This window comes from Aurantimonas sp. 22II-16-19i, assembly GCF_002088275.1.
Classification (GTDB): domain Bacteria; phylum Pseudomonadota; class Alphaproteobacteria; order Rhizobiales; family Rhizobiaceae; genus Jiella.
Genome location: NZ_AQQS01000003.1, coordinates 92,511 through 118,897 on the forward strand (window position 1 = coordinate 92,511; position 26,387 = coordinate 118,897).

Sequence of the window (26,387 nt, forward strand, 5' to 3'; positions counted from 1 at the left end):
CGGGCGGCGCTGGCCGACGACCTGGCACCTGCGACCAAAATGATGAGCCCCGGCGGCTAGCGCAATTGCGGCACCGCGTCAAACAGGCGCTCATACTCGCCGATGGCATAGGTGTCGGTCATGCCGGAGAGATAATCGGCGATCCGCCGCATCAGCCGCTCTTGGGAGAGCTCGGCAAGGCCGCTCGACCAGTCCCGCGGCATCAGCTCGGGTTCTTCGCAGAACCGGTCGAACAGCGCCTCGACCACCCGTTCGGCCTCGCGCATCACCACCATCACGCTCTCGCAGCGATAGAGGCGGTGGAACAGGAACTGCCGGGTCTGGTCGACGGCCGCCTCCATCTGCGGCGAGAAGCGGACGATCTGCCGGCCGGCATCGCGCACGTCGTCGGCGTTTCGCGGCTGCAGCGCCTCGAGCCCCTGCCCCGTCGTGGCGATGACGTCCTCGACGAGCCGGGTGATGTGCCGGCGCATGATCTCGTGGATCGTCCGGGACGGGTCGAGGCCCGGATACTTCGCCTTGACCTCCCGGTGGATCGAGCCGGCGAGGTCGAGCTCCGCGATGTCGGCGAGATCGATCAGCCCGGCGCGCAAGCCGTCGTCGAGGTCGTGGGTGTTGTAGGCGATGTCGTCGGAGATCGCGGCGGCCTGCGCTTCCAGATCGGCGAAGCGGTCGAGGCCGAGGGGCAGGACCGCGTCGAAGTCGAGGATCGGCTTCGGCACCGGGCGCACCTCTCCCCCGTCGGCCCCGGCATGCGGGCCGAGAAGCGGGCCGTTGTGCTTGACCAGCCCCTCCAGCGTCTCGAAAGACAGGTTCAGCCCGTCGAAATCGGCATAGCGGCTCTCCAGCGCGGTGACGATCCGCAGCGACTGGGCATTGTGGTCGAAGCCGCCGAACTCGCGCATCCGCCGGTCGAGCGCCCGCTCGCCGGCATGGCCGAAGGGCGTGTGGCCGAAATCGTGGACGAGGGCCACCGCCTCGGTCAGGTCCTCGTCGAGCCGAAACGCCCGCGCCAGCGCCCGGGCGATCTGCGACACCTCGATCGTATGGGTCAGCCGGGTGCGGTAGGTGTCGCCCTCATAGGGCACGAAGACCTGGGTCTTGTGCTTAAGCCGGCGAAAGGCGGCGGAATGGACGATCCGGTCCCGGTCGCGCTGGAACGGCGTGCGCGTCGGGCTCGAGCCCTCCGGCACCAGCCGGCCGCGCGAGCGGGCGGGATCCTCGGCGAAGATCGCCCGGCCGGAGTGCCCGGCCGGAGTTTCGCCCGGCATCCGGCTCCGGGGCGGGCCCCCTGCCTGGCCCGGAACCGGGCCGATGATCGTGCTCGCGGCCATGCGTCTGCGCCTCTCCTGCCCTTCGGCGATTGACCGGGTCGCCTCGCGTCCATAACTAATGGTCCTGACTCAAACAAGGAGCGGCGCCGGCGGCAACGCGGCGTCGACGAGGCCATGAGCGAGACACTTTCCCAGCCGGTCACCCTGTCGAACAGCGCGGTCAAGCGGATCAACGCCATCCTTGCCAAGAGCGGCGGCGAGCCGAGCCTGCGCATCTCGGTCGAGGGCGGCGGCTGTTCGGGCTTCTCCTACAAGTACGACCTCGCCGAAGGCCGCGAGGCCGACGACCTGGTGATCGAGCGGGACGGCGCCCGCGTCCTCGTCGATCCGGTGTCCCTCGTCTATCTCGAGGGCTCGGTGGTCGATTTCGTCGACGACCTGATGGGCCAGTCCTTCCAGATCCGCAATCCGAACGCCGTCGCCTCCTGCGGCTGCGGCACGTCCTTCACGGTCTGACCGGCCGGATGCTGATCGCCACCTGGAACATCAACGGCATCAAGGCGCGGATCGATTCGCTCTGCGCCTGGCTCGAGGCCGCCTCGCCGGACATCGCCTGCCTGCAGGAGATCAAGAGCGTCGACGAGACTTTTCCGCGCGGCCCCATCGAGGCGCTCGGCTACCATGTCGAGACCCACGGCCAGAAGGGCTTCAACGGCGTCGCGCTGCTGTCGAAGGTCGCGCCATCCGCGGTGATGCGCGGCCTGCCGGGTGACGACGCCGACGAGCAGTCCCGCTACATCGAGGGCCTCTGGGAGATCGGCGGGCGGCGGCTGCGCGTCGCCTCGATCTACCTGCCGAACGGCAATCCCCTCGGCACCGAGAAATTCCCTTACAAGCTCGCCTGGATGGAGCGGCTGATCGCCCATGCGGGCGCGCGCCTCGCCGAGGAGGACGATCTCGTCCTCGCCGGCGACTACAACGTTATCCCGATGCCCATCGACGTCGCAAGGCCCGCCGCTTGGGCCGGCGACGCGCTGTTCCAGCCGGAAAGCCGGGCAGCCTTCCGCCGCCTCGTCAATCTCGGCCTCACCGATGCCTTGAGGGCGACGACGGACGCCGAGAAGACCTACACCTTCTGGGACTATCAGGCCGGCGCCTGGCAGAAGAACGACGGCATCCGCATCGACCACCTGCTGGTCTCGCCGGAAGTGCAGGACCGTCTGGTCTCGGTCGGCATCGAAAGCCACGTGCGCGGCTGGGAAAAGCCCTCGGACCACGTGCCGGTGATGATCCAGCTCGCGGCCTGACGGCGACCGGGCAATCCGGCCACTCCTGACATGTCATCCCGACGCCGGCGACGCGGCACCGACGCGCTCCGCCGCTTCGACGCCATCGCCGGAATTCAGCGTCTCGGGCTCGGCCTCGGCGGCTCAGTTCTTGGCGCTCGCCACCGGACCCGTCGCGGGTGCCGGCAGCCCCTGCTCGTCGGCGCGCGCGAGCGCCTCGCGCCGCACGTCCTCGCTGGCGACGGAGAAAGTCTCCTCCTGCAGCGGGCGGATCCATTGCTGGTCGCTCGCGCCGGCCTGGCGCAGCGCCAGGGTCAGCATGGCGAGGCCGCGGACGGGCTCGGGCCTGAGCGAGATCTTCTTGCCGTCGAAGAGCAGGTAGCCGAGCAGCGCCTTGGCGCCGACATGGCCCTTCTCGGCCGCAAGGTTCAGCCAGCGCGCCGCCTGGCGGGGATTGGCGCGGCCCCCCTCGCCATAGAGCAGCATCCGGCCGAGCTCGAACTGCGCCTCCGCGTCGCCGAAGAACGAGGCGGCGTGGAAGTAGAACTGCCGCGCCCGCGGCAGGTCGGCGGTCACCGGGCTGTCGGCGATGCCGAGCCGCAGGTAGTCGGCGAGCGCGACGACGGCGCTGGCGACATAGGCGGCGTTGGAATAGCTGCCGTTCTCGTCCTCCTGGTCGCGGACGATCTGCTCGAAGATCTTGAACGCCTCGTAGTCGTTCTCGGGCACGCCGTCGCCTTCGGCATACATCCGCCCAAGCTTCCAGCGCGCGCCGGGATGGCCCTTGTCGGCGGCGTAGCGCAGGGCCTCGAAGGCCTCGAGCTTCTCGCCGCGCTGATAGGCCTTGAAGCCGAAGGAGAACAGCTCCAGCGGCCCGGCGTCGGGATTGACCTTGGCGTCCGGGTCGAGCGCCAGGACGCCCTGGCCGCACGACAGAAGCGTCGCCGCCGCCAGGGCGAACGCCAGGAGATGCCGCTCAAATATCCGCATAGCAGTGCTTTTCCGCGGTGCCGCCCGGATGGGTGACCGCTCCCTTGCGCGCCGTTCCGACCTGCTGCGCATACTTCCAGATCGCTCCCGTCGGATATTCGGTCTCACGGGCGGTCCAGCCGACCCGCCGCCGGGCGAATTCTTCCTCGCTGACATCGACCGAGATCTCGCCGGTCGTGGCGTCGAGGGTGATGATGTCGCCATCCTCGATCAGCGCGATCGGGCCGCCGACCGCCGCCTCCGGGCCCACATGGCCGACGCAGAAGCCCCGCGTCGCGCCCGAGAACCGCCCGTCGGTGATCAGCGCCACCTTGTCGCCCATGCCCTGGCCGTAGAGGGAGGCGGTGGTGGACAACATCTCGCGCATGCCGGGTCCGCCCTTCGGCCCCTCGTAGCGGATCACCAGCACCTCGCCTTCCTTGAACTCCCGCTTGTCGACGCAGTGGAAGCACTCTTCCTCATTGTCGAAGACCCGGGCCGGGCCGACGAAGCGCAGGTTCTTCAGGCCAGCCACCTTCACGATGGCGCCGTCGGGGGCGAGGTTGCCGCGCAGCGAGACGACGCCGCCGGTGGGCGAGATCGCGTTCGCGGTCGTGCGCACGACGTCCTGGTCGGGGTTCCACTTCACATTGGCGAGGTTCTCCGCGACGGTCTTGCCGGTCACGGTCATGCAGTCGCCATGCAGGAAGCCGCCGTCGAGCAGCGCCTTCATCACCAGCGGGATGCCGCCGGCCTCGAAGAGATCCTTGGCGACGTATTTGCCGCCGGGTTTCAGGTCGCCGATATAGGGCGTCCTGCGGAAGATCTCGCCGACGTCGAAGAGGTCGAATTCGATCCCCGCCTCGTGCGCCATGGCCGGCAGGTGCAGGGCGGCATTGGTCGAGCCGCCGGTCGCGGCCACCGTCATGGCGGCGTTCTCGAAGGCCTTGCGGGTGACGATGTCGCGCGGGCGCAGGTTCTGCTGCAGGAGCTCCATCACCTGCTCGCCGGCATTCGAGCAGAAGGCGTCGCGGATCTCGTAAGGGGCCGGCGCGCCGCAGCTGTAGGGCAGCGCGAGGCCGATCGCCTCGGCGACCATGGCCATGGTGTTGGCGGTGTACTGGCCGCCGCAGGAGCCGGCCGAGGGACAGGCGACCCGCTCCATCTCGTCCAGCGTCACGTCGTCCATCTTGCCGACCGAATGCAGCCCGACCGCCTCGAACAGGTCCTGCACGACGATGTCGCGGCCCTTGTAGCGGCCCGGCAGGATGGAGCCGCCATAGATGAAGATCGACGGCACGTTGAGCCGGATCATCGCCATCATCATGCCCGGCAGGCTCTTGTCGCAGCCGGCCATGGCGACCATCGCGTCGTAGGAATGGCCGCGCATGGTCAGTTCGACCGAATCGGCGATCACGTCGCGGCTGGCGAGCGAGGACTTCATGCCGGCATGGCCCATGGCGATGCCGTCGGTGACGGTGATGGTGGCGAATTCGCGCGGCGTGCCGCGATTGGCGGCGACGCCCTTCTTGACCGCCTGGGCCTGGCGCTGCAGCGAGATGTTGCAGGGCGCCGCCTCGTTCCAGGCGGTCGCGACGCCGACCAGCGGCTGGTGAATCTGGACGTCGGTGAGGCCCATGGCGTAGAGGTAGGACCGATGCGGCGCGCGCTCCGGACCTTCGGTCACGTGACGGCTGGGCAGCCGTGACTTGTCGATCCTGTTCGCGTCCATGATATCCCCCTCGTCATCTCACCGATTCCTCCGCCAGGAACACGGCTTGAGGATCGAGGTGACGGTGTTTTGTGGCGGCAACGGGGCGCCTGCACCGTCGCCACGACTATAGCCGGTGCAAGCCTGCAATAGTGTTGCTGCGAAATCACACGGCATCTTTCGCAAGAAACCGGCGGAACCTTCTGCCCCCAACGAAACGGGGTACGCCGCGTTGGCGCACCCCGTTTCATGGCTGGATCCCTTGCGGGAAGACGCCGGATGCCGGTGGCCCTGAGCCGCCGGCCGGTCAGAAGGTGAAGCGCATCGACGCGTTGACGCCGTAGACGAAATCGTCGCCGACGGTGGCGTTGTAGTAGCTGCCCTCGGAGATCGACTGGTCGCCGTCGGTCCAGTAGCCGAGGACGCCGCCGAAGCGCAGCTCGGCCATCTTGTTGGCCTTGAACGAGACGCCGCCCGACAGGGTGTAGAGGTCGGTATAGGTGGTCTCCGCGCCGGTCGAGACGCCGCGGTCGTAGCCGACGGCGATGGCGCCGGAGATCTGCTCGTTGAAGGCATGGCCGACGCCGATCTGCGCGGTGTAGCCGTCGCGCCAGTGATAGGGCGCGTAGGAGGAGGTCGTGCCGATCAGCGGGCTGGAGATGGTGTTGACCGAGACCTCGTTGGTCGACCAGTCGGTCCAGCGGAACGAGCCGAGCAGCAGCCAGCCGGGCGCGATGCCGGTCTGTCCCTTGATCTCGAGCGACTGCGGGCTGGTCGCCTCGCTGAGGAAGGACTGCACCGGGATCACGGTGCCTGCCGGCAGCGTCGGCAGCAGCGAACTCAGGATCGTCACGGTGCCGTCGCCCTGGATCTCGTCGTGCTTGACTTCCGAGCGGTACATGGCCTGGACGCGCAGGGCGATCTCGGGGATCTCGTAGGCGGCGCCGATGCGGAAGCCGGCTTTGAAGTCGCCGTCGCTCTCGACATCGATGCGGCTGGTGACGGCGGCGATCGGAACGCCGGGCGCCGGATAGCGGGTGCCGAGGCTCGTGCCCTCGAAGTGGAAGTCCTCGACGAAGACGCCGCCGAGCAGGCTGTAGCGCCCGCTGTCCGCGGCATAGCTCACCCGGCAGGTCAGGCCGAGTTCGGTGGAATCGAAGGCCAGCCGCTGGGTCCGCGAGGTTGCCGTCGCAGTGGCGAAGTCGAGCCGGTCGGCGTTCGAGGTGCTCTGGGTCGAGCTGACCTGCATCGGCAGCGCCTCGCCAGGCAGCCCCGAATAGTCGGATTCACCGGCGAAGGATTCGGTCGCGGTGCCGGCGCAGCCGAAGACGTCGTTGCCGAGCGAAATCGAATAGTTCGGGATCGTGTAGTCGCCGGTGTAGTCGCCGCCATCGACGTCGGCGCCATTCACCGAGGTGAAGCCGCGCTGCGGATCGATGTAGGTCATGCTGGCGCGGGTGTTGACGGTGCCGGGCTCGAACAGGATGTCGGTGTCGGCGGTGCCGCGCTGGAAGCCGCCGGCCAGGGCGCTGCTGCAGGTGGCTGCCGCGAGGACGGCTGCGATCGATAGGCTTTTACGATTGATGGACATGAATTCCCCCCACTCTTCCGACGCCCGGCCTGTCTCGGCGTTGCATGGCGTCATCCAATCCCTGCAGCCTAGTGCAAAACTGACGAGATGGATACATGGATGATACTCGCCATCCGCAACGGGTTTGCTGATCTATAATGCAAATCATGAGGTCCGAAGCAGAACTTTTCGACAACGATCGGGAATTTTACTCAAGTCTGCTTCACGTCTCGGCGCCAATCCGTATGATGGGAGGATCAAATCACCCCCTCCGTCGCGCAATTCCGCATGCTGCGTGGCGGAAATGTGACAGAATCCGGGCTTACGAATACGTAAGCGTCAGGGCGCGCAAGAATTGTCCATCAGCCCGCAACGAAACATCAAAAACGTCTTGGCTGACGGTTACGTCAATGCGACTGACGGTTGGCCGCGCCGATCCGCGGCGCAGGGTCGCCACCGGATCCGGCCGTGATTCCTCGTGTCCGGACCGTCGCGACAAACGCCTCGGCTTATTCGATGGATGACAGTACAGGGACCAAACTGCTTGCCCGCGCCGGCCGCGCGTCGAGCGGGCTCCGCCACCGACAGCCCCTCGGCGGCAGGGGCGGACACGGCTGTCGTCCGGCCGCTGCACCAGAGCATGATCCTGGAACGCGCAAACCGGCTTGCGGAAGCGATCAACCGGCAACTGGAGGATCGAGCGGGATGCCGGCCGAAGCCGATCTCCTCCGGCTCCAGCGGTTCATCCCGCAGGCGCCGCGGATCCGGCGCCCCCGGCGTTCCAACACCCGGATCGAGATCTGCCCGATAAGGGACGGTTCAGGGACCTGCGCGGTCGGCGAGGGCCGTCACTGCGAATCGGCCGGCATCACGTCCCGGCCCGGCTCGAAGCGTCCGAGCCGCTTGATCTCCCAGTCGAGGAGGATGCCGGACGTTGCCCGCACCCTTTGCCGGACCGTCTCGCCGAGGGTCTCGAGGTCGAAGGCCGTGGCGCCGCCGGTATTGATCATGAAGTTGCAGTGCATCTGCGACATCTGCGCGCCGCCGACCGTCAGCCCGCGGCAGCCCGCCCGGTCGATCTCCTTCCAGGCGGAGGTGCCCGGGGGATTCTTGAAGGTCGACCCGCCGGTCTTCTCGCGAATCGGCTGGACGGTCTCGCGGTGGGTCTGCACCTCGTCCATCCTCGCGCGAATCTCGTCGCGATCGGCCGGCACGCCCTCGAAGATCGCCCCGGTGAAGATCAGCCCCTCCGGGGCCTCGGAGTGCCGATAGGCATAGCCCATCTCGCTTTTGGTCAGCACATGACGCCGCCCCTTGCGATCGATGGCGTGGACCTCGACAACCCGCTCGGCCGTCTCGACCCCGTTGGCGCCGGCATTCATCCGCAGCGCCCCGCCGACGGCGCCCGGAATGCCGTGATAGAAGTGCAGCCCGCCGATCCCCGCCTCGAGCGCGGCGGCCGCCAGCCGCTTGTCGGGCAGCGCCGCGCCGGCGCGCAGCCGGTGGTCGGAGATCTGCTCGACGCCGGCGAACCCCTTGGCCGAGAGGCGGATCACCGCGCCCGCGATGCCGCCGTCGCGCACCAGGAGGTTCGATCCCACCCCGACGACCAGGACCGGGATTTCCTCGGGCAGGCGCTCGAGGAACAGCGCCAGGTCCTCCTCGTCCGCCGGCTGGAAGAACAGCTCGGCCGGACCGCCGACCTGGAACCAGGTCAGCTTGCCCATCGAGGCATCCGCGCTCAGCCGGCCGCGCACGCCGGACAGCCTGTCGCCGAGACGTTCGAGAAGCGCGGTCATCCGTCTCTTCCGAGCCCGAGCTTTTCCAGTTCCTTCGGCAGGGCATAGGCCCACTGGGTGATCGACCCCGCGCCGAGGAAGACGACGATGTCGCCGGGGTCGGCGAGCTGCCGGACCAGCGGCGCGATCTCCTGCGGCCCGTCGATCAGCCGCGCGTCCCGGTGGCCGCCGAGCTTCAGCCGCTCGACCAGCATTTCCGAATTGACGAATTCGATCGGCTCCTCGCCCGCCGCATAGACCGGCGCGACCACCACCGTGTCGGCGTCGTTGAAGCAGGAGGCAAAGTCGGAGAACAGCGACTGCAGGCGCGAGTAGCGGTGCGGCTGGACGATGGCGACGACGCGGCCGGTCGCCGACGAGCGAGCGGCGGCGAGGACGGCCCGGATCTCCACCGGGTGGTGGCCGTAATCGTCGTAGATGGCGATGCCGCCGACGGTGCCGGTCAGGGTGAAGCGGCGCTTGACGCCGCCGAAGGCCGCGAGCCCGGCGCGGATCGCGTCGCCGGAAATGCCCAGCCGGTGCGCGACGGCGATGGCGGCGGTGGCGTTGGAGACGTTGTGGCGGCCGGGCATCGGCAGGACGAGATCCGCGATCGTCTCGCTGGTGCCGGTGACCCGGTCGCGCAGCGTCACCTCGAACAGCGACTTGCCCGGCTCGAAGCGCAGATTGTGGAAGCGCACGTCGGCCTGGATGTTCTCGCCATAGGTGATGACCCGGCGGTCCTCGATCTCGCCGACGAGGATCTGCACCTCCGGATGGTCGAGGCACATCACCGCGAAGCCGTAGAACGGCACGTTCTCGACGAACGCCCGGAAGGCGGCGCGCACCGCGTCGAAGGTCCCGTAATGGTCGAGATGCTCCGGATCGATGTTGGTCACGACGGCGACGTCGGCCGGCAGCTTCAGGAAGGTGCCGTCGCTCTCGTCGGCCTCGACCACCATCCAGTCGCCGCCACCCATGCGGGCGTTGGTGCCATAGGCGTTGATGATGCCGCCATTGACGACGGTGGGGTCCATGCCGCCGGCATCCAGCAGCGTCGCGACCATCGACGTCGTGGTCGTCTTGCCGTGGGTGCCGCCGATGGCGATGGCCTGGCGGAAGCGCATCAGCTCGGCCAGCATCTCGGCGCGGCGAACGATCGGCAAGAGCCGCTCGCGGGCGGCGGAGAGCTCCGGGTTGCTGCGCCGGATCGCCGTCGAAACGACGACGACCTCGGCCGTGCCGAGATTGTCGGCGGCATGGCCGATATGGACGGTGACGCCCTTCTCGCGCAGCCGCTGGACGTTGGCGTTCTCGCTCTGGTCGGAGCCCTGCACCGTGTAGCCGAGATTGACCAGCACCTCGGCGATGCCGCTCATGCCGATACCGCCGATCCCGATGAAGTGCACCGGTCCGATGTTCGGCGGCATTTTCATGGCGTGTTCCCTTCGCGTGATCGGGTTTTCAGCGCGTTATAGCGACCCCGGGCATAGAGGCAACGAGGTCGGCGAGCAAGGCGGCGGCATTGGCGACGCCCGTCGCCCTGGCGGCGGCGGCCATCGCGGCGGCGCGCTGCGGATCGGCGGCGATGTCGCCGATCAGCCCGGCGAGGCGCTCCGGCGACAGCTCCGCCTGGGCGGCGACGATCGCCCCGCCCTCGGCCGAAAGCTTCGCGGCATTGGCCGCCTGGTCGTGGTCGAGGGCATAGGGAAACGGCACCAGGATCGCCGGCCGGCCGATCACGGCGATCTCGGAGACCGTCGAGGCGCCGGAGCGGCTGACCACCAGATGCGCCCCGGCGATCCGCGCCGCCATGTCGGTGAAGAAGGGCGACACCTCCGCCGCGATCCGGCGCTCGGCATAGAAGGCGCTCACTCGCGCCTCGTCCTCGGGCCGGGCCTGCTGGGTCACCCTGAGGCGCCTGCGCAGCTCCTCCGGCAGACGGTCCACCGCCTGCGGGATCGCATCGGAGAAGAAGGCCGCGCCCTGGCTGCCGCCGAAGACGACGAGGTTGAAGGGGTCCTGCGGCCCGGCCGCCACATAGGGCCGCTGGGCGGCCTCCAGCACGGCCGGCCGCACCGGATTGCCGGTGACGGTGATCTTCGCGGCCACCGCCGGCTCGGCCTTGTCCTGGGGAATGCCGGCGGCGATCCGGTCGACCCGGCGGGCGAGAAACCTGTTGGCCCGGCCCATCACCGCGTTCTGCTCGTGGATGATCGTCGGCCGCCCGGCGCGGATCGCCGCCATCAGCGGCGGCACCGTCGGATAGCCGCCGAAGCCGATCACCACCGCCGGCTTCAACCTGCGAACCAGCTCGCCGGCCTCCCGGAAGCCGCGCCAGAGCGTCCACAGGGATTTCGCGACGGCGAACGGGTTCTTCGAGGCGAAGGTCGCCGAGCGCACATGGTGGACCTCCTTCACCGGAAACCGTTCGGCATAGCGGCCCGCCCGGTCGTCGGTGACGAGTTCGACGGTGTAGCCGCGGGCGATCAGCTCGTGGGCCAGCGCCTCGGCGGGAAACAGGTGGCCGCCGGTGCCGCCGGCGGCGAGGAGGATGGTGGTCATGGATACTCGTGGCGGGAAGGGTCGAGAACGGGATGGCCTTCGTCAGCGTAAATTGAGGCGAAACGGCATGGTACCGCACGGAAAGATGCTTTTCAGCTGCGATTGCGAGGGTGCGAGTTTGCAGCTTCGGGATCCCAAGTTGCAGTTGTGTCGCGATCTGGTTCAGCGAGCCGGACCAGGCGTTTCGCTCGAGCATGCGCCCGCTGGGTAATCTTCCGAGACTCGCGGTTGACCGACAGCCCGATCAGAAGGGCGCTGACCGGCATGATCAGGGCCAGAATAAAGGTCTCCTAAATGGTCATCGTTCAAACCGCAGCGTCGAGCCTCAACTTCCGATCCGACAGACCCAATGCCCCCTAACAGAGCGACCGTACGATCGATATGTTCTTGCCGGGTTAGCCAAGACCCTACCGCGACTTCCGCTGAGCCGTTGCGCGAGCGTGAGCTTGCGCCGTGATCTTCCGAGAATCACGCAATACGAGTGCAGCGATCGCAACTGCGCCTATCGGCAGCAGCGAAGCCAGTAAGATCGTCTCCACCAAGCTCATCGGTCCAGCTCCTTCAGCGATCTTTTCGCGACCTTATGTAGTCCGAAACTGAGGACGAAGCAAAGCGGCGCAAAAAATGCGGCAAAAATCAAGTCGCCCGAACTGAGGATGATAGACGTCGGTATCGTGAAGCCACCGACGACGAAGACGCCGATGGCGATGCCGTTCATATAGGTCGCCTGCAGCTTGATCTGTTCGCGCTCGCCTTCGGTCTTGGCGCCGCCGGCAACGCTCCCGGCCAGCGGCAGGTCTTCCGGTTCGGGCGGGCGATCGCCTCCCACGCCGCCTGTCCCTTACGCCGCCCCGTGCAGCACCATCGTCCTCTGCACCAGCTGGTCGGTGAAGGAGCGGTTCTCCGCCCGCTTGCGGGTCAGGGCGAGGATGAAGCCCGCCGACATCGCGATCGCCAGCATCGACGAGCCGCCATAGGAGACGAAGGGCAGCGTCATGCCCTTGGCGGGCATCAGCTGCAGGTTCACCCCCATGTTGATGATCGACTGCAGGCCGAAGACGAAGACGAGGCCGCAGATCGACAGGCGCACGAAGGGATCGCGCTGGGTCAGCGCCGTCGACAGGCCGCGCAGCACGACGAAGGCGAAGAGCGCCGCCAGCGCCATGCAGGCGAGGATGCCGAATTCCTCGGCAAGCACCGAGAAGGCGAAGTCGGTGTGGCTGTCGGGCAGGAGCCGCTTCACGGTGCCCTCGCCCGGGCCCTGGCCGAGCCAGCCGCCGTTGAGGATCGCCTCGCGGGCCCGGTCGGTCTGGAAGGTGTCGCCCTCGCCGGTCCAGAACCGGTTGATGCGGCTCGCCACGTGGTCGAACATCAGATAGGCGCTGGCCGCGCCGACCGCGCCGAGGCCGCCGAGCGCCACGATCCACAGCCAGGACAGGCCGGCCATGAAGACGAGGCCGCCCCAGGCGCCGGCGACCAGCATGGTCTGGCCGAGGTCGGGCTGGGCGACCAGCAGCGCGGTGACGATCAGCAGCAGGATGAGGGCATAGAGATTGCCGGGCACGTCGGCGCGCTTGACCTTCTCGGCCAACAGCCAGGCGCAGACGACGATGAAGCAGGGCTTCATGAATTCCGACGGCTGGATGTTGAGCGGGCCGAAGTCGATCCAGCGGCGGGCGCCCTTGATCTCGGTGCCGAAGAACAGCGCCGCGACCATCAGGAGGATCGAGCCGATCAGGATGACGAAGGCGATGCGGCGCACGCCCCGCGGCGTCAGCAGCGAGGTGACGAGCATCACCAGGATGGAGGGGACGAGGAACAACGCGTGCCGCTTGACGAAGTGGAACGGCTCGAGACCGATCCGCTCGGCCACCGGCGGGCTCGCCGCGAAGGACAGCATGAAGCCGGCGACGAGGAGAATCAGGAAGGCGGCGAGCAGCCAGCGGTCGACGCTCCGCCACCAGTCGGCGATCAGCGTCGTCGTCTCCCGTCTCGTCAGTGCAATCGTCATCGCGTTTCCCCGCGGCTCGCGTCGACGTCCGGAAGGGCGGCCACCGCCGCACGGAACGCATCGCCCCGGACCTCGAAATTTCGAAACTGGTCGAAGCTCGCGCAGGCCGGGGACAGGAGAACCACCGCATCCTCTCCGGCCGCCTTCGCCTCGGCTGCCGCATGTTCGACGGCGACCGACAGTGTGCCAGAGATTTCGTAAGGAATTCGTTCACCAAGAGTGGCGGCGAAGGCGGGCGCCGCCTCGCCGATCAGGTAGGCCTTGGCGATCCGGGGAAAATACGGCTTCAGGGACGCGATGCCGCCCTCCTTCGGCAGCCCGCCGGCGATCCAGTGGATCCGCTTGAAGGCCGCCAGCGCCGGCGCCGCGGCATCGGCATTGGTCGCCTTGGAATCGTTGACGAAGAGGACGCGGCCAGCCCGGCCGACCTCCTCCATCCGGTGCGCAAGACCGGGGAATGACCGCAAGGCCCGCTCGATCGTCGCATCGTCGATGCCGAGGCAGGTGAGGGTCGCGACGGCGGCCGCCGCATTCTGCGCATTGTGGCGACCGCGCAAGGATCCGATCGCGGAAATGTCGAAGCTCGCATCGGCAAGGCCGGCCATGCGGCGCTGCAGGCACGTGCCGTCGAAACCGATGCCCGCATCGAGCGTCGCCGCCTGGGAGATCCGCACCACCGGGCGGCCATCGGATTCGAGGCCGAGGGCGATCTGGCGGCACGGCTCGGTGTCGACGCCGATCACCGCCGTCTCCGATTCGGCCACGAGCCGCGCCTTGATGGCGGCGTAGTTGCCCATGCTGCCGTGCCGGTCGAGATGATCCGGCGACAGGTTGAGGAGAATGCCGACGGTGGGCTGGAGCGTCGGGGCGAGATCGATCTGGTAGGACGAGCACTCGACGACGTAGTGGCGCTCCGGCGTCGGCGGATCGAGGGTGAGGACGGCGACGCCGATGTTGCCGCCGAGCTGGGTGTCCTTGCCGGCGACGGTCAGGCAGTGGGCGATCAGCGCCGTCGTGGTCGACTTGCCGTTGGTGCCGGTGATCGCGACGAAGGGCGCCGTCGGCGCGGCGGCCCGGCGCTCGCGCGCGAACAGCTCGATGTCGCCGATCACCGGAACCTGGTGGATGCGGGCGAGATCGACGGTCCAGTGCGGCCGCGGATGGGTGAGCGGCACCCCCGGCGACAGCACCAGCGCCGCCAGCTGCGTCCAGTCGGCGGTTCGAAGGTCGGCCGTCGCGATGCCCTCGGCCGCGGCCTTCTCGGCACTGGCCGGATTGTCGTCGAAGGCGATGACGTCGACGCCGCCCTGAACCAGCGCCCGGGCCGTCGCCAGCCCCGAGCCGCCGAGCCCGAACAGCGCCACTTTCTGGCCAGCGAAAGAACGGACCGGAATCATCGCGCCTCGCTCATCTGAGTTTCAGGGTCGACAGGCCGACGAAGGCCAGCATGAAGGCGATGATCCAGAAGCGGACGACCACCTGGCTCTCGGTCCAGCCGAGCTTCTCGAAATGATGGTGGATCGGCGCCATCAGGAAGACCCGCTTGCCGGTCAGCTTGAAGGAGACGACCTGGATGATCACCGACATCGCCTCGATCACGAAGAGGCCCCCGATGATCGCCAGGACGAGTTCGTGCTTGGTGGCGACCGCAATGGCGCCGGTCATGCCGCCGAGCGCCAAGGAGCCGGTGTCGCCCATGAAGATCGCCGCCGGCGGCGCGTTGAACCAGAGGAAGCCGAGGCCGGCGCCGATCACCGCGCCGCACAGCGGCGAGAGTTCGCCGGTGCCGGCCACGTAGTGGATCTGCAGGTAGTTGGAGAAGTTCACGTTGCCGGCGACGTAGGCGATCAGCCCCAGCGCGGCCGCGGCGATCATGATCGGCACGATCGCCAGGCCATCGAGGCCGTCGGTCAGGTTCACCGCATTGGCCGAGCCGACCACCACCACGGCCCCGAAGGCGACGTAGAACCAGCCGAGATTGAGCAGCAGTTCCTTGATGAACGGGAAGGCCAGCGAGGTCGCGAAGGGGCCGGTGCCGGCATAGACGATCGCCCCGACGGCGAGCGCCGCGATGAGGAACTCCAGCGCCAGCCGGGCGCGGCCGGAAAAGCCGAGATGGCTCTGCTTGGTGACCTTCAGATAGTCGTCGTAGAAGCCGATGGCGCCAAAGCCGACGGTGACCAGCAGCACGGTCCAGACATAGATGTTGCGCAGGTCCGCCCACAAGAGCGTCGAGACGATCACCCCGGACAGGATCATCAGGCCGCCCATGGTCGGCGTCCCGGCCTTCTTGAAATGGGTCTGCGGGCCGTCGGCCCGGATCGGCTGGCCCCGCCCCTGGCGCAGGCGCAGCGCCGCGATGATCGCCGGGCCGAACAGGAAGACGACGATGAAGCCGGTGATCATCGCCGCGCCGGTGCGGAAGGTGATGTAGCGAAAGACGTTGAAGAGCGGAACCGTGTCGGCGAATTCGGCCAGGTAGGCGATCATCTGGCCGCTCCCGAGGTCGTCTGCGCCGCCGCGGCCTGCGTGTCGCGGGAGGTGCTCTCCTGCGTCCTATCTTCGTGGCGTGACAGCAGCGTTTCGACCAAGGGAGAAAATCCAATACTCTTCGAAGCCTTCACGAGGACGACGTCGCCCCCGCGCATCGTGCGCTCGAGATCGGCGACCAGCTCGTCGTTGGTCTCGTGCCACTGGCACGCGACCACGCCGGACAGGACATCGTCGAGCGCCTTCATCTCTTCGCCGGCGAGGAACACGATATCGACGCCTGCCGCAAGGACTTCATCCTTCAGGCCGGCATGAAGTTCGGCCGAGTGCGTCCCGAGTTCCAGCATGTCGCCGAGAACCGCGATCCGTCGCCCGCTTTCGCCGGGCTTGGCGCGGGAGAGCACGTCGAGCGCCGCGCGCATCGAGGCGGGGTTGGCGTTGTAGCTGTCGTCGATGAGCGTCGCGGCGCCGCCGTCGCCGAGCGCCAGGCTGTGCCGGGCGCCCCTGCCCTTGACGGCATGCCAGCCGGCGAGCGCCGCGGCGACCTTGCCGACATCGGCGCCGATGCGCGCCGCCGTGCCGAGGACGGCGAGGACGTTCTGGGCCATGTGACGGCCGGGCGTCGCCAGCGCGAGGCGCAGCGGCTCGCCGGAGATCTCGGCGTCGACATTGGCGCCCTCGCGGGTCGCCTCGAAGGCGATCAGCCGGAAGTCGGCACCCGCCGCCTCGCCGAAGGTGGCGATCTCGGTGATCCCGGCCTTGCGGGCATACTCCGCCAGGAGGCCGCAGCGCTCGTCGTCGGCATTGAGGATGGCGGTGCCGCCCGGCACCACGCCCTCGAAGATCTCCGCCTTGGCCTCGGCGATCTCGTCGAGGTCGCGGAAATGGCCGAGATGGGCCGGCGCGATCAGCGTGACGATGGCGACATGCGGCCGGACCAGCCCGACCAGCGGGCGGATCTCGCCCGGGTGGTTCATGCCGATCTCGAAGACGGCATAGCTCGTCTCCGCCGGCAGCCTGGCGAGGGACAGCGGCACGCCCCAGTGGTTGTTGAAGGAGGCGGCGCTCGCGTGGACGCTGCCGACGGCGCCGAGCCCGTGGCGCAGCGCCTCCTTGGTGGTGGTCTTGCCGACGCTGCCGGTGACCGCGACGATCTTCGCGCGCGAGCGGGCCCGGGCCGCCTCGGCGAGCCGCACCAGGGCCGCGAGGACGTCGTCGACGACCAGCATCGGCGCCTGCACCCGGCCGAGTGCGGGAAGCTTCTGCTCGGCGACGACCACCAGCCCCGCCCCGGCGCGCTGGGCCGCCGTCAGGAAGTCATGGCCGTCGAAGCGCTCGCCCTTGATGGCGAAGAAGGCATCGCCCGGGCTGATCGTCCGGGTGTCGATGGAGATGCCGGTGATGCCCTCCGGCACCGGCCCCATCGGCCGCGCCTGCATCGCGTCGAGAAGGACGCTCGTCTCCCAAAGCATGTCACTCATGCATGAAGCTCCGCGATCGCCGACCGCACTTCCTCGTGGTCGCTGAACGGATGCACCACCTCGCCGATCTTCTGGCCGGTTTCGTGTCCCTTGCCGGCGACGATCACCGTATCGCCCGCCGCCGCGCCCGAAATCGCCTGGCGGATCGCCTCGCGGCGGTTGCCGATCTCGATTGCGCCGGGCGCCGCCGCCATGATGGCGGCCCGGATCTTGGCCGGATCCTCCGAGCGCGGATTGTCGTCGGTGACGATGGCGACGTCGGCGAGCCGCGTCGCGATCTCGCCCATCATCGGGCGCTTGCCGCGATCCCGGTCGCCGCCGCAGCCGAAGACGACGACGACACGGCCGGTGGTGAACGGGCGCACCGACTCGATGACGTTCTCGAGCGCCTCCGGCTTGTGGGCGTAGTCGACGAAGACCGGCACCCCCGATGGCGTCGTCCCGGCGAGTTCCAGTCGGCCGCTCGCGCCCTCGAGTTCCTCGAGCGCGCCGAGCGCTTCGGCCGTCGGCACGCCGGTGACGATGGCGAGCCCCGCGGCGACCAGCGCATTGGCCATCTGGAAGCTGCCGGCGAGCGGCAGGACGATGCGGTGGATGCGGCCCTCGGCCTCGATCTCGGCGATCTGCCGGCTGCGCTCGTGCTCGAGGCGCTTCAGCGTCAGGAAGCTGCCCGCCCGGCCGACCGTCATGACCTTCGCCGAGACGCCCGTCGCCACCTCGATCGCCCGGCCGGACCAGGCGTCGTCGGCATTGATCACCGCCGGCGCGCCCTTCGGCAACAGCGTCGTGAACAGCCGCATCTTGGCGGCGAAATAGCTCTCGTGGTCCGGATGATAGTCCAGATGGTCGTGGCCGAGATTGGTGAAGGCGGCGGCGCTGAGCCGGACGCCGTCGAGCCGGCGCTGGTCGAGGCCGTGGCTCGAGGCTTCCATGGCGACGTGGGTGACGCCGTCGCCGGCAAGCTGCGCCATCAGTTCCGCAAGGTGGACGGGATCGGGCGTCGTCAGCGCGCCCTCGACGACACGCTTCGGCGAGACGACGCCGGTGGTGCCGATGGAGGCGGCGGCGCGGCCGGTGCGCTCCCAGATCTGCCGGGTGAAGGTGGCGATGGAGGTCTTGCCCGCCGTGCCGGTCACGGCGACGACGTGGTCCGGCTGCGCGCCGTAGAAGCGCGCCGCCATGACTGCGAGGGCGTGGCGCGGATCGGGGCTGCACAGCACCGGCAGGCTCGTGTGGGGCGTGCCCGCCTCGGCGCAGAGGATCGCTGCCGCGCCCCGCGCTTCGGCATCGGCTACGAAGGCGGCGCCGTCCACCTTCGTTCCCGGCAGCGCCGCGAACAGCGCCCCGGCCTTCACCTGCCGCGAATCGGCCGTCAGCGAGGAGATCTCCGGATCGGCGCCGCCTTCGAGCGCGCCGAGCCCCTCTGCCAGAAGGGAGAGCTGCATGATCGCTGGTCCTTGCTTCGTCCACGGCCGCAGAACCGGCCGACTGCCTGATCTTTTAGTGCAGCGACCCGGTCATTTGAATGCCGTTCGCGCGACATCGAAGACCCAATGTCGCCTTCGAAAGGACGGCCGCACGATGGGTCCATCGCGCGGCCGATCCGGAAAGTCTCGGGCCACGGAACGCGTCCCTGGCCGGATCGCGGCCGCCTAGTAGGAAACCAGCAGGGACTTGCCTTCTTCGCCGAATTCCGGGCGCACGCCGAGGAAGGTCGCCGAACGCCGGACGATGTTGCCGGCCATCACGGCGGCGTTCATGCCGGCCGTCGCATAGTACTTGCCCTTCTCCGGCTTCGGCTCGTCGACCACCGTCAGGACGATGTAGCGCGGGTGGTCGATCGGGAAGGCCGCCAGGAAGGCGTTGAACTTGGCGGTGTTGGAATAGCGGCCATTGACCACCTTGTTGGCCGTGCCGGTCTTGCCGCCCACCATGTAGCCCGGAATGTTGGCGTAGTTGCCGGAGCCGCGATCGTCGGCGACGTTGAGGCGGAACAGGTAGCGCATCTCGTCGCTGGTCCGCTGGTCGACGACCTGGGTCGCCAGCGCGTCGGCCTCCGCCTTGGTCCGCGGCAGGAAGGTCGGCGGGATGAGACGGCCGCCGTTCATCAGCGCCGCTGCCGCGACCGCCGTGTTCAGCGGCGTGGTCGACACGCCGTGGCCGAAGGAGATCGTGATCGAGTTGATCAGCTTCCATTCCTTCGGCTGCGTCGGCGTCGCCATCTCGGGCAGCTCGGTCTGCCACCGGCTCAGGAGACCGAGCTTGGTGAGAAATGCCTTGTGCGCCGGGATGCCGACCTTCTCGGCCTCCTGGGCGGTGCCGATGTTGGAGGAATAGATGAAGATCTCCGGCACCGACAGCACCCGGCGCTTGCCGTGGAAGTCGTTGATGGTGAAGCCGCCGATGCGGATGGGCCGGGAGGCGTCGAAGGAATCGGTGATCTTCACCTTGCCCGAATCGAGCGCCATCGCGGTGGTGAAGGTCTTGAAGGTCGACCCCATCTCGTAGAGGCCCGCCGACATGCGGTTCAGCCGGTTCTTGTCGAGGGCCTGGGAGGGGATGTTCGGGTCGTAGTCCGGCGCCGAGGTCATGGCGACGACCTCGCCGGTCTCGACGTCGAGCACGACGCCGCCCGCCGCCAGGGCCTGGTAGCGTTCCATCGCCTGCGCCACCTCGTCCCGCACGATGTGCTGGACGCGGAGATCCATGGCGAGCTTGACCGGCTTCAGATCCGCCTCGGTGGCGAGGCCCGAGGTCTGCAGCGCCTTGAAGCCATCGTCGTCGATCCACTTCTCGATGCCGGCGGTGCCCTGGTTGTCGACATTGACATGGCCGACGATGTAGGCGGCGGTGCTGCGTCCGGGATAGAAGCGCGTCTTTTCCGGGCGGAAGCCGACGCCGGGAATGCCGAGATCGAGGATCGCCTGCTTCTGGCTGGGGGTCAGCTCCCGCCGCAGCCAGACGAAGCCCTGATCGCCGGACAGGCGCTTGAAGAGCCACTTCGGGTCGAGATCGGGCAGCACCGACAGGAGCAGCTCGCTCGCCTCGTCGGCGTCGATGATCCGGCGCGGCTCGGCGAACAGCGAGAAGGTGGTGATGTCGGTCGCCAGCACCCGGCCGTTGCGGTCGACGATCTGCGGGCGCGCCGACATGATCTGGTTGGCGCTGCGGAAATAGGCCGCCGATTGCACCGGCTCGACGCCCCATTCCACCAGCCGCGCGCCGATGACGAGATAGACGGCCGCGAACAGGCCGATCGCCAGGGCGAAGCGGCCGTGGTTCTTCGGCACGTCGACGCCGCCCTTGCGGCGGCCGAAGCGATCGTAGCGCGACACCGCGGGGCCGGCCGGCGCCCGCGTCGCCAGCTTGGTGAAGGGGCGGGCCATGAGTTTGGAAAGGTCTTTGAAATGCATCATTTCACGGACGTCCCGGCATTGTAGGCATAGCGCCCTTCGGAAGGTTGCGCCGGCAGGGGCACGACGCGCGGCGCGGGCAGCTCGTCCGGCTCGACGATCTGGTCGGGCTGGATCGGGTGCAGCTTCAGGTCCTCGGCATAGATCTCGACGAGGCGCTGCAGGCGGCCGGGCTGGTCGAGCAGCGTCCAGTCGGCCTGGAGCAGCGAGATCGTCTCCTTCTCCAGCCTGATCTTGCGGTCGATCTTGGCGACCTCCGCCTCGATCAGCTCGGCCTCGTGCTTGATGCCGTAGGTGTAGGCGGCGGCTCCGAGCATCACCGTGACCAGAAGAATGTTCAGCGTCTTCAGCATGGCTCAGTCTCCGGTCTCGGGCAGGTCGGCGAGGTTGGGAAGGTCGGCGAAGGACAGGGCGTCGGCCTCCGGGCGCGGCGCGGCGTCGGTCCGGATCCCGAGCCGCAGCTTGGCGGAGCGGGCGCGCGGGTTTCTCGCCGCCTCCTCGCCGGTCGCCGCCACGGCCTTGTTGCTGGCCGCGAAGGTCAGCGTCCGCAGCGAGACGTCCGGCAGGTGCCGCGAGGCGGTGGGCTGCGTCGAGCGATCCTTGAGGAAGCGCTTGACGATCCGGTCCTCCAGCGAATGGAAGGTGACGACGACGAGGCGGCCACCCGGCTTCAGGACGCGTTCGGCGGCGGCGAGGGCGCGCGCCAGCTCGCCGAGCTCGTCGTTGACGTAGATCCGCAGCGCCTGGAAGCTGCGCGTCGCCGGATCGATCTTGTCCTTGGGCGAGCGACCGACGACGCGGCCGATCACCTCGGCGAGGTCCAGCGTGCGCTCGAACGGCCGCTCGGCGCGCCGCCTGACGATCGCGCCGGCGATGCGCCCGGCCTGGCGCTCCTCGCCGTAGAAGCCGAGGACCCGCGCCAGATCGCCGTGCTTCAGGGTGTTGACCACGTCGGCGGCGCTGGCGCCGGCCCCGGGCCCTGCCCCCGCCATGCGCATGTCGAGCGGACCGTCCTTCTGGAAGGAGAAGCCGCGCTCGGCCGCGTCGATCTGCATGGAGGAGACGCCGATGTCGAGGACGACGCCGTCGACGCCGTCCGGATGGCGCGCCGCGGCGATGGCATCGAGCTCGGAGAAGCGGCCCGCCACGAGGGTCAGACGACCTGCCGCGGCCTCCACCATCGCCTGCCCGGCGGCGATCGCCGTCGGGTCGCGATCGATCGCCAGCACGTCCGCCCCCTGCCCCAGCAGCGCCGCCGTGTAGCCGCCGGCCCCGAAGGTGCCGTCGACGATCAGATCGGCTGTGGTCGGCGCCAGGGCGCCGACCACTTCACGCAGCAGCACCGGAACATGACGAACTGGTCCGCCAACGCCGGGATCCTCGGTCCCTTCGTCGCCCGCCATTATTCCGGTGTTTCGACGGAGGCCGAACCCCCTCGATCGCGCGTCAGCCTGTCCCTCAGCTTCTCCCGCAGCGCCCCGCGGAAAGCCTCGAAAGTGTCCGGCTCCCAGAGCTGGAACGAATTCTTCACGCCGACGAAGGTGACGCGGTCCGTGATCCCCGTATGGGACCGAATGAAATCGGTCATCAGGATACGCCCCTCCGTATCGAACTTCAGATAGGCGCCATCGCCATAGGCGTAGATCGCCAGCTCCTGATAGAGGTCGCTGAATGGATCCACGGCCTCCATCTGCTTCTCGTAGTGCTCCATCAGCTCCGGCCCGCCGACGTCGACCGCCGGTTGCGACAGCGAGCGCATCGCGAAGAGTTCGCGAATGCCGCGACTGGCGATGACCTGGCGAAACGACGAGGGAACCGAAACCCGCCCCTTGGCATCGACGTTGTGGACGAAGCTCGAAAGGAAGCGGTCCATCAACGGCTACTCGTTCCACCCTGCCACACACCGCAGCCCTCGCACCGCCCGGATCGACCCCCGCAACCAACCGACAGCAGGCACGACAAGAGACCCCGGCCAAAGCTTGCGTCGAAGCCGAGGCCGCCTCTTCCGCCCTGCGGAAGCACGTTATGCACTGCTTGATTTCGGGTCTGACACGACCCTCTCGATGTGGGTTTTGGGATATCATGGGCATCCGTGGGCGTCAATGGGAACAGGCCCTAACAGCCCTCCCGCAGCGCTTTCGCCCAGTCTATGACGGACGCCGTTAACGCCCGACTAACATTAAGAAAATCCTATCCGCTTATCGACAAATTCCGGTTTGGTCATGGAAGGGTGAGGAGAGCCGCGAGGCCTTGCGCGGGCGAGGCTGGGGCAAGGATTTGCCGGCTCCAGAAAAATAATGGTGCAATGCGAAAGCGGCCGGGAGATAGCGTCGACGCGGCGCCGCTCGCGACCGCCGGGACCGGCGCACCGCCCGCCGGGAGAACCGTCGGCGACGGCTGCGACTGCCCGCGACGGCAGAGCGCGCGAGCCCGGTCGCCAGCCGAGTCGCCGGCCCGGTCGGCCACCCCAGTCGCCGGCCCAGTCGCCGGCCCAGTCGCGAGCACCGGCCCGGTGCAGCGACGGCGTCGGTGCCCCGCGCGACGGGCCCGCCGCGCCACAGCCTGTGGTGCCAAGAGTGTCAGCCGGCCTGTAAGCCGGGTTCTGTAAGCGGCAGAGCCGCCTGGCGACCATTCCTCTGGGACGGCCCTTGCGGACCGCCTCTAGCAACCTACCCGAACGACTGGCCCGGAGAGAGGCTGGCGGTGGGACGAAATCCCACGCCGCGTCGTCCCTATTCGGTCTTGCTCCCGGTGGGGTTTACCATGCCGCCGCCGTTGCCGGCGCCGCGGTGGGCTCTTACCCCACCCTTTCACCCTTACCCCGCCGACACTGCGGCTCGCTGCCTCGTGACCCTCGTCACGACGAGCCGAACTGTAGGCGGGGCGGTCTGCTTTCTGTGGCACTTTCCCTAGGGTCGCCCCCGCCGGACGTTATCCGGCACCGTCTCTCCGTGGAGCCCGGACTTTCCTCCCCCGCCGTCTTTCGACGTCTGACGGGAGCGGTCGCCCGGCCGGCTGACGGTGCCTCAGTCGGACAGGCCGGCGCGCTTGTCAATCGCCGCGGCACGGCTGTGCACCGCTCATCGTGCGCCGAGGGCCGCCGTACCCGTCCGAGCGAGCCCAGACGCCGTCGTGCGCCGCCGCCCCGCAGCGCCCCTCACGCCGTCGCGGCCACGCGCCCCGAACCAGGCGCCGCCAGCCCTGCCAGCAGCGCGGTGAGCGTTTCGATGGTCGAGACGTCGGCGACGCCGTCGACGCGGCCGGGCCGGAAGTGACGCTGGAACGCGGCGGTGGCGAGCCGCGTCGCGGCGTCGAAGCCCCCCGTCGGCGCGACCTCGTAGCCGTAGGCGGCCAGGCTGCGCTGGAATGCCGCGACAGCGGCCCCCTCGTCACCCTCTCTCAGGCACGGCCCGTCTCGGATTGGGGCAGGCGGGAGGAAGTGGCCGATCCCCGCGGCGTGGAGCCGAGACCATGGGAACTTCTCCCCCGGGTCCTTCTTGCGCGCCGGCGCGACGTCGGAATGGCCGAGCACCCGCTCGGGCCGGATGCGATGGCGCGCGACGACGTCGGCGGCGAGCCGGATCACCGCCTCGACCTGCGGCTCGCAGAAGTCCGGGCAGCCGCCGGCATGGCCCGGATTGACGATCTCGATGCCGATAGACTGGGAGTTGAGGTCGCTGACGCCCTGCCAGCTGCCCTGCCCCGCATGCCAGGCGCGCTCCGCCTCCCGCACCATCTGGACGATGCGGCCGTCCTCATGGACGACGTAGTGGCAGGACACCTCGCTCGCCGGGTCCGCCAGCCAGCGCACCGCCGCCTCGCCGCTGCCCATGCCGGTATAGTGCAGGATCAGCATGGTCGGCACGGCCGGATCGCGGCGGGCGTTGAAGTTCGGCGACGGCCGGATCTCGCCCACCAGCCCGCAGTCCGGCGTCAAGCGGCATGCCTCTTGGCGATCTTCGAATAGGCGTCGTTGATCGCCTTCATGCGCTCCGAGGCGATGAACATGAATTCGTCGGGAACCCCCCTCGCCGCCAGCCGGTCGGGATGGTTCTCCTTGACCAGCGTGAGATACTGGCTGCGCGCCTCGGCCGCCGTCGCATCCGCATCGATGCCGAGCACGGCATAGGGGTTGTTCGGCCCGGCGATGTGGCGCTCGCGCAGCCGCTCGAAGGCGGCCGCGTCGAGGCCGAAGATCGTGGCGATCCCCTCGAGGAACTCGATCTCCCGCTCATGCACGATCCCGTCCGCCTTGGCGATGTGGAACAGCCCGTCGAGCACGTCGCCGAGCAGCTGGCAGTTGCCGGCCTCGTCCTCGCACAGCCCGCGCAGCCGGCCGGCATAGGCCTCGAAGCCGGCGATGTCCTCCTTGGCGATGTCGTAGAGCCGGAAGACGTTGCGCATCTCCTCGGGCGGGATCTCCAGGATCTGCCGGAAGGCGGCGACCTCGGCCGCGGAAACGATGCCGTCGGCCTTCGCCATCTTGGCCGACAGGGCGATGATCGCCACCGAGAACGCCACCTTGCGCCGCGTCTCCCGGTCGCCGGAGAACAGCGAGCGCACCGCCTCCAGAACCGCGTCGAGCGTCGCCCGGCCGCTTCCCTGGATCGACTGGAGCAGCGTATTGAGGGTTTGGAAGATCGCCATCGGCATTCACCGGTCCGCTTCGTAAAGACCCGCCGCTGGTCCGGGAGCCCCTGATCCGGCCACGGCGGTTGGCGCTGACAATACGCCTTTCTCGGCTTCAAAGAAGCGGGAATGGAGGTGGCGCACCTCTCAGCGAAATCCACCGCAGCGCAGAACAAGCTTTCGCTATCGCCCCTCCTCAAGCCCCGGTCAAGTTGCCCGTGTCAGGGTCCGGCGAATGCGGAAGGGGTGGTGCGGCCGGCGAACGAGACGCGCCTGTGGCCATTGAGCAATTGCGCGCGCGCCGACGCCGCACGAGAATCCCCTCCGCTCGAAAGCTTCAAATCGCGAAAGGTTCAATCGCCGATGACGGGTCGAAACGACGGACGCAGCGAGAAAAGCGCGGGCAGGACCCCGCACCGGATCGCCTCGCGTCGCGCCTTCCTCGCCGGTCTCGCGGCATCCGCGGCGCTCGCCGGATGCCGCTCGACGGGGCTCAGCGTCGAGGAACTCGGCCTGTCCGACTATGCGGCGGCGGAGGCTCGCCACTATCCCGTCCACGGCATCGACGTCGCGAAGTACCAGGGCGACATCGACTGGGCGGCCGCCCGCAATGGCGGCGTCGCCTTCGCCTGGCTGAAGGCGACCGAGGGCGGCGATCGGGTCGACGACCGCTTCGCCGACAACTGGCGGGGTGCCGCCGCCGCGCGCATTCCCCGCGGCGCCTATCATTTCTGGTATCACTGCCGGCCCGGCCATGAGCAGGCCGAGTGGTTCATCCGGAACGTGCCGAAGGAGCGCGGCGCCCTGCCGCCGGTGATCGACGTCGAGTGGACGCCGTTCTCGCCCACCTGCACCATCCGCCCGCCGCGCGAGACGATCGTGCGCGAGGTGATGGCGATGTCCGACCTTCTGGAGCGCCACTACGGCCAGCGCCCGCTTCTCTACATTCCGATCGACGTCCACCGCGAAAGGCTGGTCGGCGCGTTCCCCAACCACGAATTCTGGCTGCGCGCAGTCGCCGATCATCCCGACAACGTCTACGAGAACCGCAAATTCCGCTTCTGGCAGTACACAGCCACCGGAACCGTCCCGGGCATCAAGGGCGACGTCGACCGCAACGCCTTCGCCGGAACGCGCGACGACTGGGTGAAGTGGCTGAAGGCCAATCTTGCGCGATGAGGCTTCAAACGGCCGCCAAGACGCTATAACC

The 26,387-nt window shown here is 68.4% G+C and carries 22 protein-coding genes and 1 other RNA gene; 3 read left to right on the forward strand and 20 right to left on the reverse strand.

The window, feature by feature from the left end; translation table 11 throughout:
* Positions 1-56 precede the first annotated feature (56 nt).
* A complete protein-coding gene (locus tag ATO4_RS04740) occupies positions 57-1,271 on the reverse strand; it encodes a deoxyguanosinetriphosphate triphosphohydrolase (protein ID WP_083590375.1) in 1,215 nt (404 codons plus the stop codon).
* Positions 1,272-1,448: 177 nt separating this feature from the next.
* Between ATO4_RS04740 and erpA the strand changes: the two genes are divergently transcribed.
* Both erpA and xth read left to right on the forward strand, forming a co-directional pair.
* Positions 1,449-1,790: an iron-sulfur cluster insertion protein ErpA gene (gene erpA / locus ATO4_RS04745; protein WP_083590268.1), complete on the forward strand. Its 342-nt coding sequence runs from the start codon at positions 1,449-1,451 to the stop codon at positions 1,788-1,790.
* Positions 1,791-1,798: 8 nt separating this feature from the next.
* Positions 1,799-2,581, forward strand: a complete 783-nt coding sequence (xth, locus tag ATO4_RS04750) for an exodeoxyribonuclease III (protein ID WP_083590269.1) — start codon at positions 1,799-1,801, stop codon at positions 2,579-2,581.
* A gap of 123 nt (positions 2,582-2,704) precedes the next feature.
* On the opposite strand, the gene ATO4_RS04755 is transcribed toward xth, so the two are convergent.
* The 19 genes from ATO4_RS04755 to ATO4_RS04845 all read right to left on the reverse strand — a co-directional run bounded on the left by ATO4_RS04755 (position 2,705) and on the right by ATO4_RS04845 (position 25,195).
* Entirely contained in the window at positions 2,705-3,550 is an 846-nt protein-coding gene (locus ATO4_RS04755; protein ID WP_083590270.1) for a tetratricopeptide repeat protein, read from the reverse strand.
* Complete coding sequence (gene ilvD / locus ATO4_RS04760) at positions 3,537-5,261, reverse strand: dihydroxy-acid dehydratase (RefSeq protein WP_083590271.1); 1,725 nt, start codon at positions 5,259-5,261, stop codon at positions 3,537-3,539. Before ilvD ends, ATO4_RS04755 begins: the two co-directional genes overlap by 14 nt.
* A gap of 286 nt (positions 5,262-5,547) precedes the next feature.
* Entirely contained in the window at positions 5,548-6,831 is a 1,284-nt protein-coding gene (locus ATO4_RS04765) for an outer membrane protein transport protein (protein WP_083590272.1), read from the reverse strand.
* Between the two features lie 827 nt (positions 6,832-7,658).
* Complete coding sequence (gene murB / locus ATO4_RS04770; protein WP_083590273.1) at positions 7,659-8,609, reverse strand: UDP-N-acetylmuramate dehydrogenase; 951 nt, start codon at positions 8,607-8,609, stop codon at positions 7,659-7,661.
* Positions 8,606-10,024 (reverse strand): UDP-N-acetylmuramate--L-alanine ligase, encoded by a 1,419-nt coding sequence (gene murC / locus ATO4_RS04775; RefSeq protein WP_083590274.1) that lies wholly within the window; start codon positions 10,022-10,024, stop codon positions 8,606-8,608. The genes murB and murC overlap by 4 nt, the downstream gene beginning before the upstream one ends.
* A gap of 28 nt (positions 10,025-10,052) precedes the next feature.
* The gene (gene murG / locus ATO4_RS04780; protein ID WP_083590275.1) at positions 10,053-11,153 is read right to left on the reverse strand and encodes an undecaprenyldiphospho-muramoylpentapeptide beta-N-acetylglucosaminyltransferase; all 1,101 of its coding nucleotides are present in this window, start codon (positions 11,151-11,153) and stop codon (positions 10,053-10,055) included.
* A gap of 544 nt (positions 11,154-11,697) precedes the next feature.
* Positions 11,698-11,982, reverse strand: a complete 285-nt coding sequence (locus ATO4_RS04785; RefSeq protein WP_083590276.1) for a hypothetical protein — start codon at positions 11,980-11,982, stop codon at positions 11,698-11,700.
* 12 nt (positions 11,983-11,994) lie between these two features.
* Positions 11,995-13,164 (reverse strand): putative lipid II flippase FtsW, encoded by a 1,170-nt coding sequence (gene ftsW, locus ATO4_RS04790; protein WP_083590277.1) that lies wholly within the window; start codon positions 13,162-13,164, stop codon positions 11,995-11,997.
* A complete protein-coding gene (gene murD / locus ATO4_RS04795) occupies positions 13,161-14,561 on the reverse strand; it encodes a UDP-N-acetylmuramoyl-L-alanine--D-glutamate ligase (protein WP_083590278.1) in 1,401 nt (466 codons plus the stop codon). Before murD ends, ftsW begins: the two co-directional genes overlap by 4 nt.
* 10 nt (positions 14,562-14,571) lie before the next feature.
* Positions 14,572-15,654, reverse strand: coding sequence for a phospho-N-acetylmuramoyl-pentapeptide-transferase (gene mraY, locus ATO4_RS04800; protein ID WP_083590279.1), 1,083 nt, complete (start codon positions 15,652-15,654; stop codon positions 14,572-14,574).
* The gene (locus tag ATO4_RS04805) at positions 15,651-17,135 is read right to left on the reverse strand and encodes a UDP-N-acetylmuramoylalanyl-D-glutamyl-2,6-diaminopimelate--D-alanyl-D-alanine ligase (protein ID WP_083590280.1); all 1,485 of its coding nucleotides are present in this window, start codon (positions 17,133-17,135) and stop codon (positions 15,651-15,653) included. Before ATO4_RS04805 ends, mraY begins: the two co-directional genes overlap by 4 nt.
* Positions 17,132-18,580: a UDP-N-acetylmuramoyl-L-alanyl-D-glutamate--2,6-diaminopimelate ligase gene (locus tag ATO4_RS04810; protein WP_083590281.1), complete on the reverse strand. Its 1,449-nt coding sequence runs from the start codon at positions 18,578-18,580 to the stop codon at positions 17,132-17,134. Before ATO4_RS04810 ends, ATO4_RS04805 begins: the two co-directional genes overlap by 4 nt.
* 207 nt (positions 18,581-18,787) lie before the next feature.
* Positions 18,788-20,551: a penicillin-binding protein 2 gene (locus ATO4_RS04815; protein WP_245308574.1), complete on the reverse strand. Its 1,764-nt coding sequence runs from the start codon at positions 20,549-20,551 to the stop codon at positions 18,788-18,790.
* Positions 20,548-20,901 (reverse strand): hypothetical protein, encoded by a 354-nt coding sequence (locus tag ATO4_RS04820; RefSeq protein WP_083590282.1) that lies wholly within the window; start codon positions 20,899-20,901, stop codon positions 20,548-20,550. Before ATO4_RS04820 ends, ATO4_RS04815 begins: the two co-directional genes overlap by 4 nt.
* Positions 20,902-20,904: 3 nt before the next feature.
* On the reverse strand, positions 20,905-21,951 hold the full coding sequence (gene rsmH / locus ATO4_RS04825) for a 16S rRNA (cytosine(1402)-N(4))-methyltransferase RsmH (RefSeq protein WP_083590283.1): 1,047 nt from the start codon (positions 21,949-21,951) through the stop codon (positions 20,905-20,907).
* Positions 21,951-22,421, reverse strand: coding sequence for a division/cell wall cluster transcriptional repressor MraZ (gene mraZ, locus ATO4_RS04830; protein WP_083590284.1), 471 nt, complete (start codon positions 22,419-22,421; stop codon positions 21,951-21,953). Before mraZ ends, rsmH begins: the two co-directional genes overlap by 1 nt.
* A 702-nt stretch (positions 22,422-23,123) precedes the next feature.
* An RNA gene (rnpB, locus tag ATO4_RS04835) (RNase P RNA component class A) lies at positions 23,124-23,567 on the reverse strand.
* A gap of 138 nt (positions 23,568-23,705) precedes the next feature.
* Positions 23,706-24,485 carry an N-acetylmuramoyl-L-alanine amidase gene (locus ATO4_RS04840; RefSeq protein ID WP_245308575.1) on the reverse strand — a complete coding sequence of 260 codons (780 nt, stop codon included), beginning with the start codon at positions 24,483-24,485 and terminating at the stop codon, positions 23,706-23,708.
* Positions 24,482-25,195 carry a DnaJ family molecular chaperone gene (locus ATO4_RS04845; protein ID WP_083590378.1) on the reverse strand — a complete coding sequence of 238 codons (714 nt, stop codon included), beginning with the start codon at positions 25,193-25,195 and terminating at the stop codon, positions 24,482-24,484. The genes ATO4_RS04840 and ATO4_RS04845 overlap by 4 nt, the downstream gene beginning before the upstream one ends.
* Before the next feature lie 345 nt (positions 25,196-25,540).
* On the opposite strand from ATO4_RS04845, the gene ATO4_RS04850 reads away from it, so the two are divergent.
* Positions 25,541-26,356, forward strand: a complete 816-nt coding sequence (locus ATO4_RS04850) for a GH25 family lysozyme (RefSeq protein WP_083590285.1) — start codon at positions 25,541-25,543, stop codon at positions 26,354-26,356.
* Positions 26,357-26,387 lie beyond the last annotated feature (31 nt).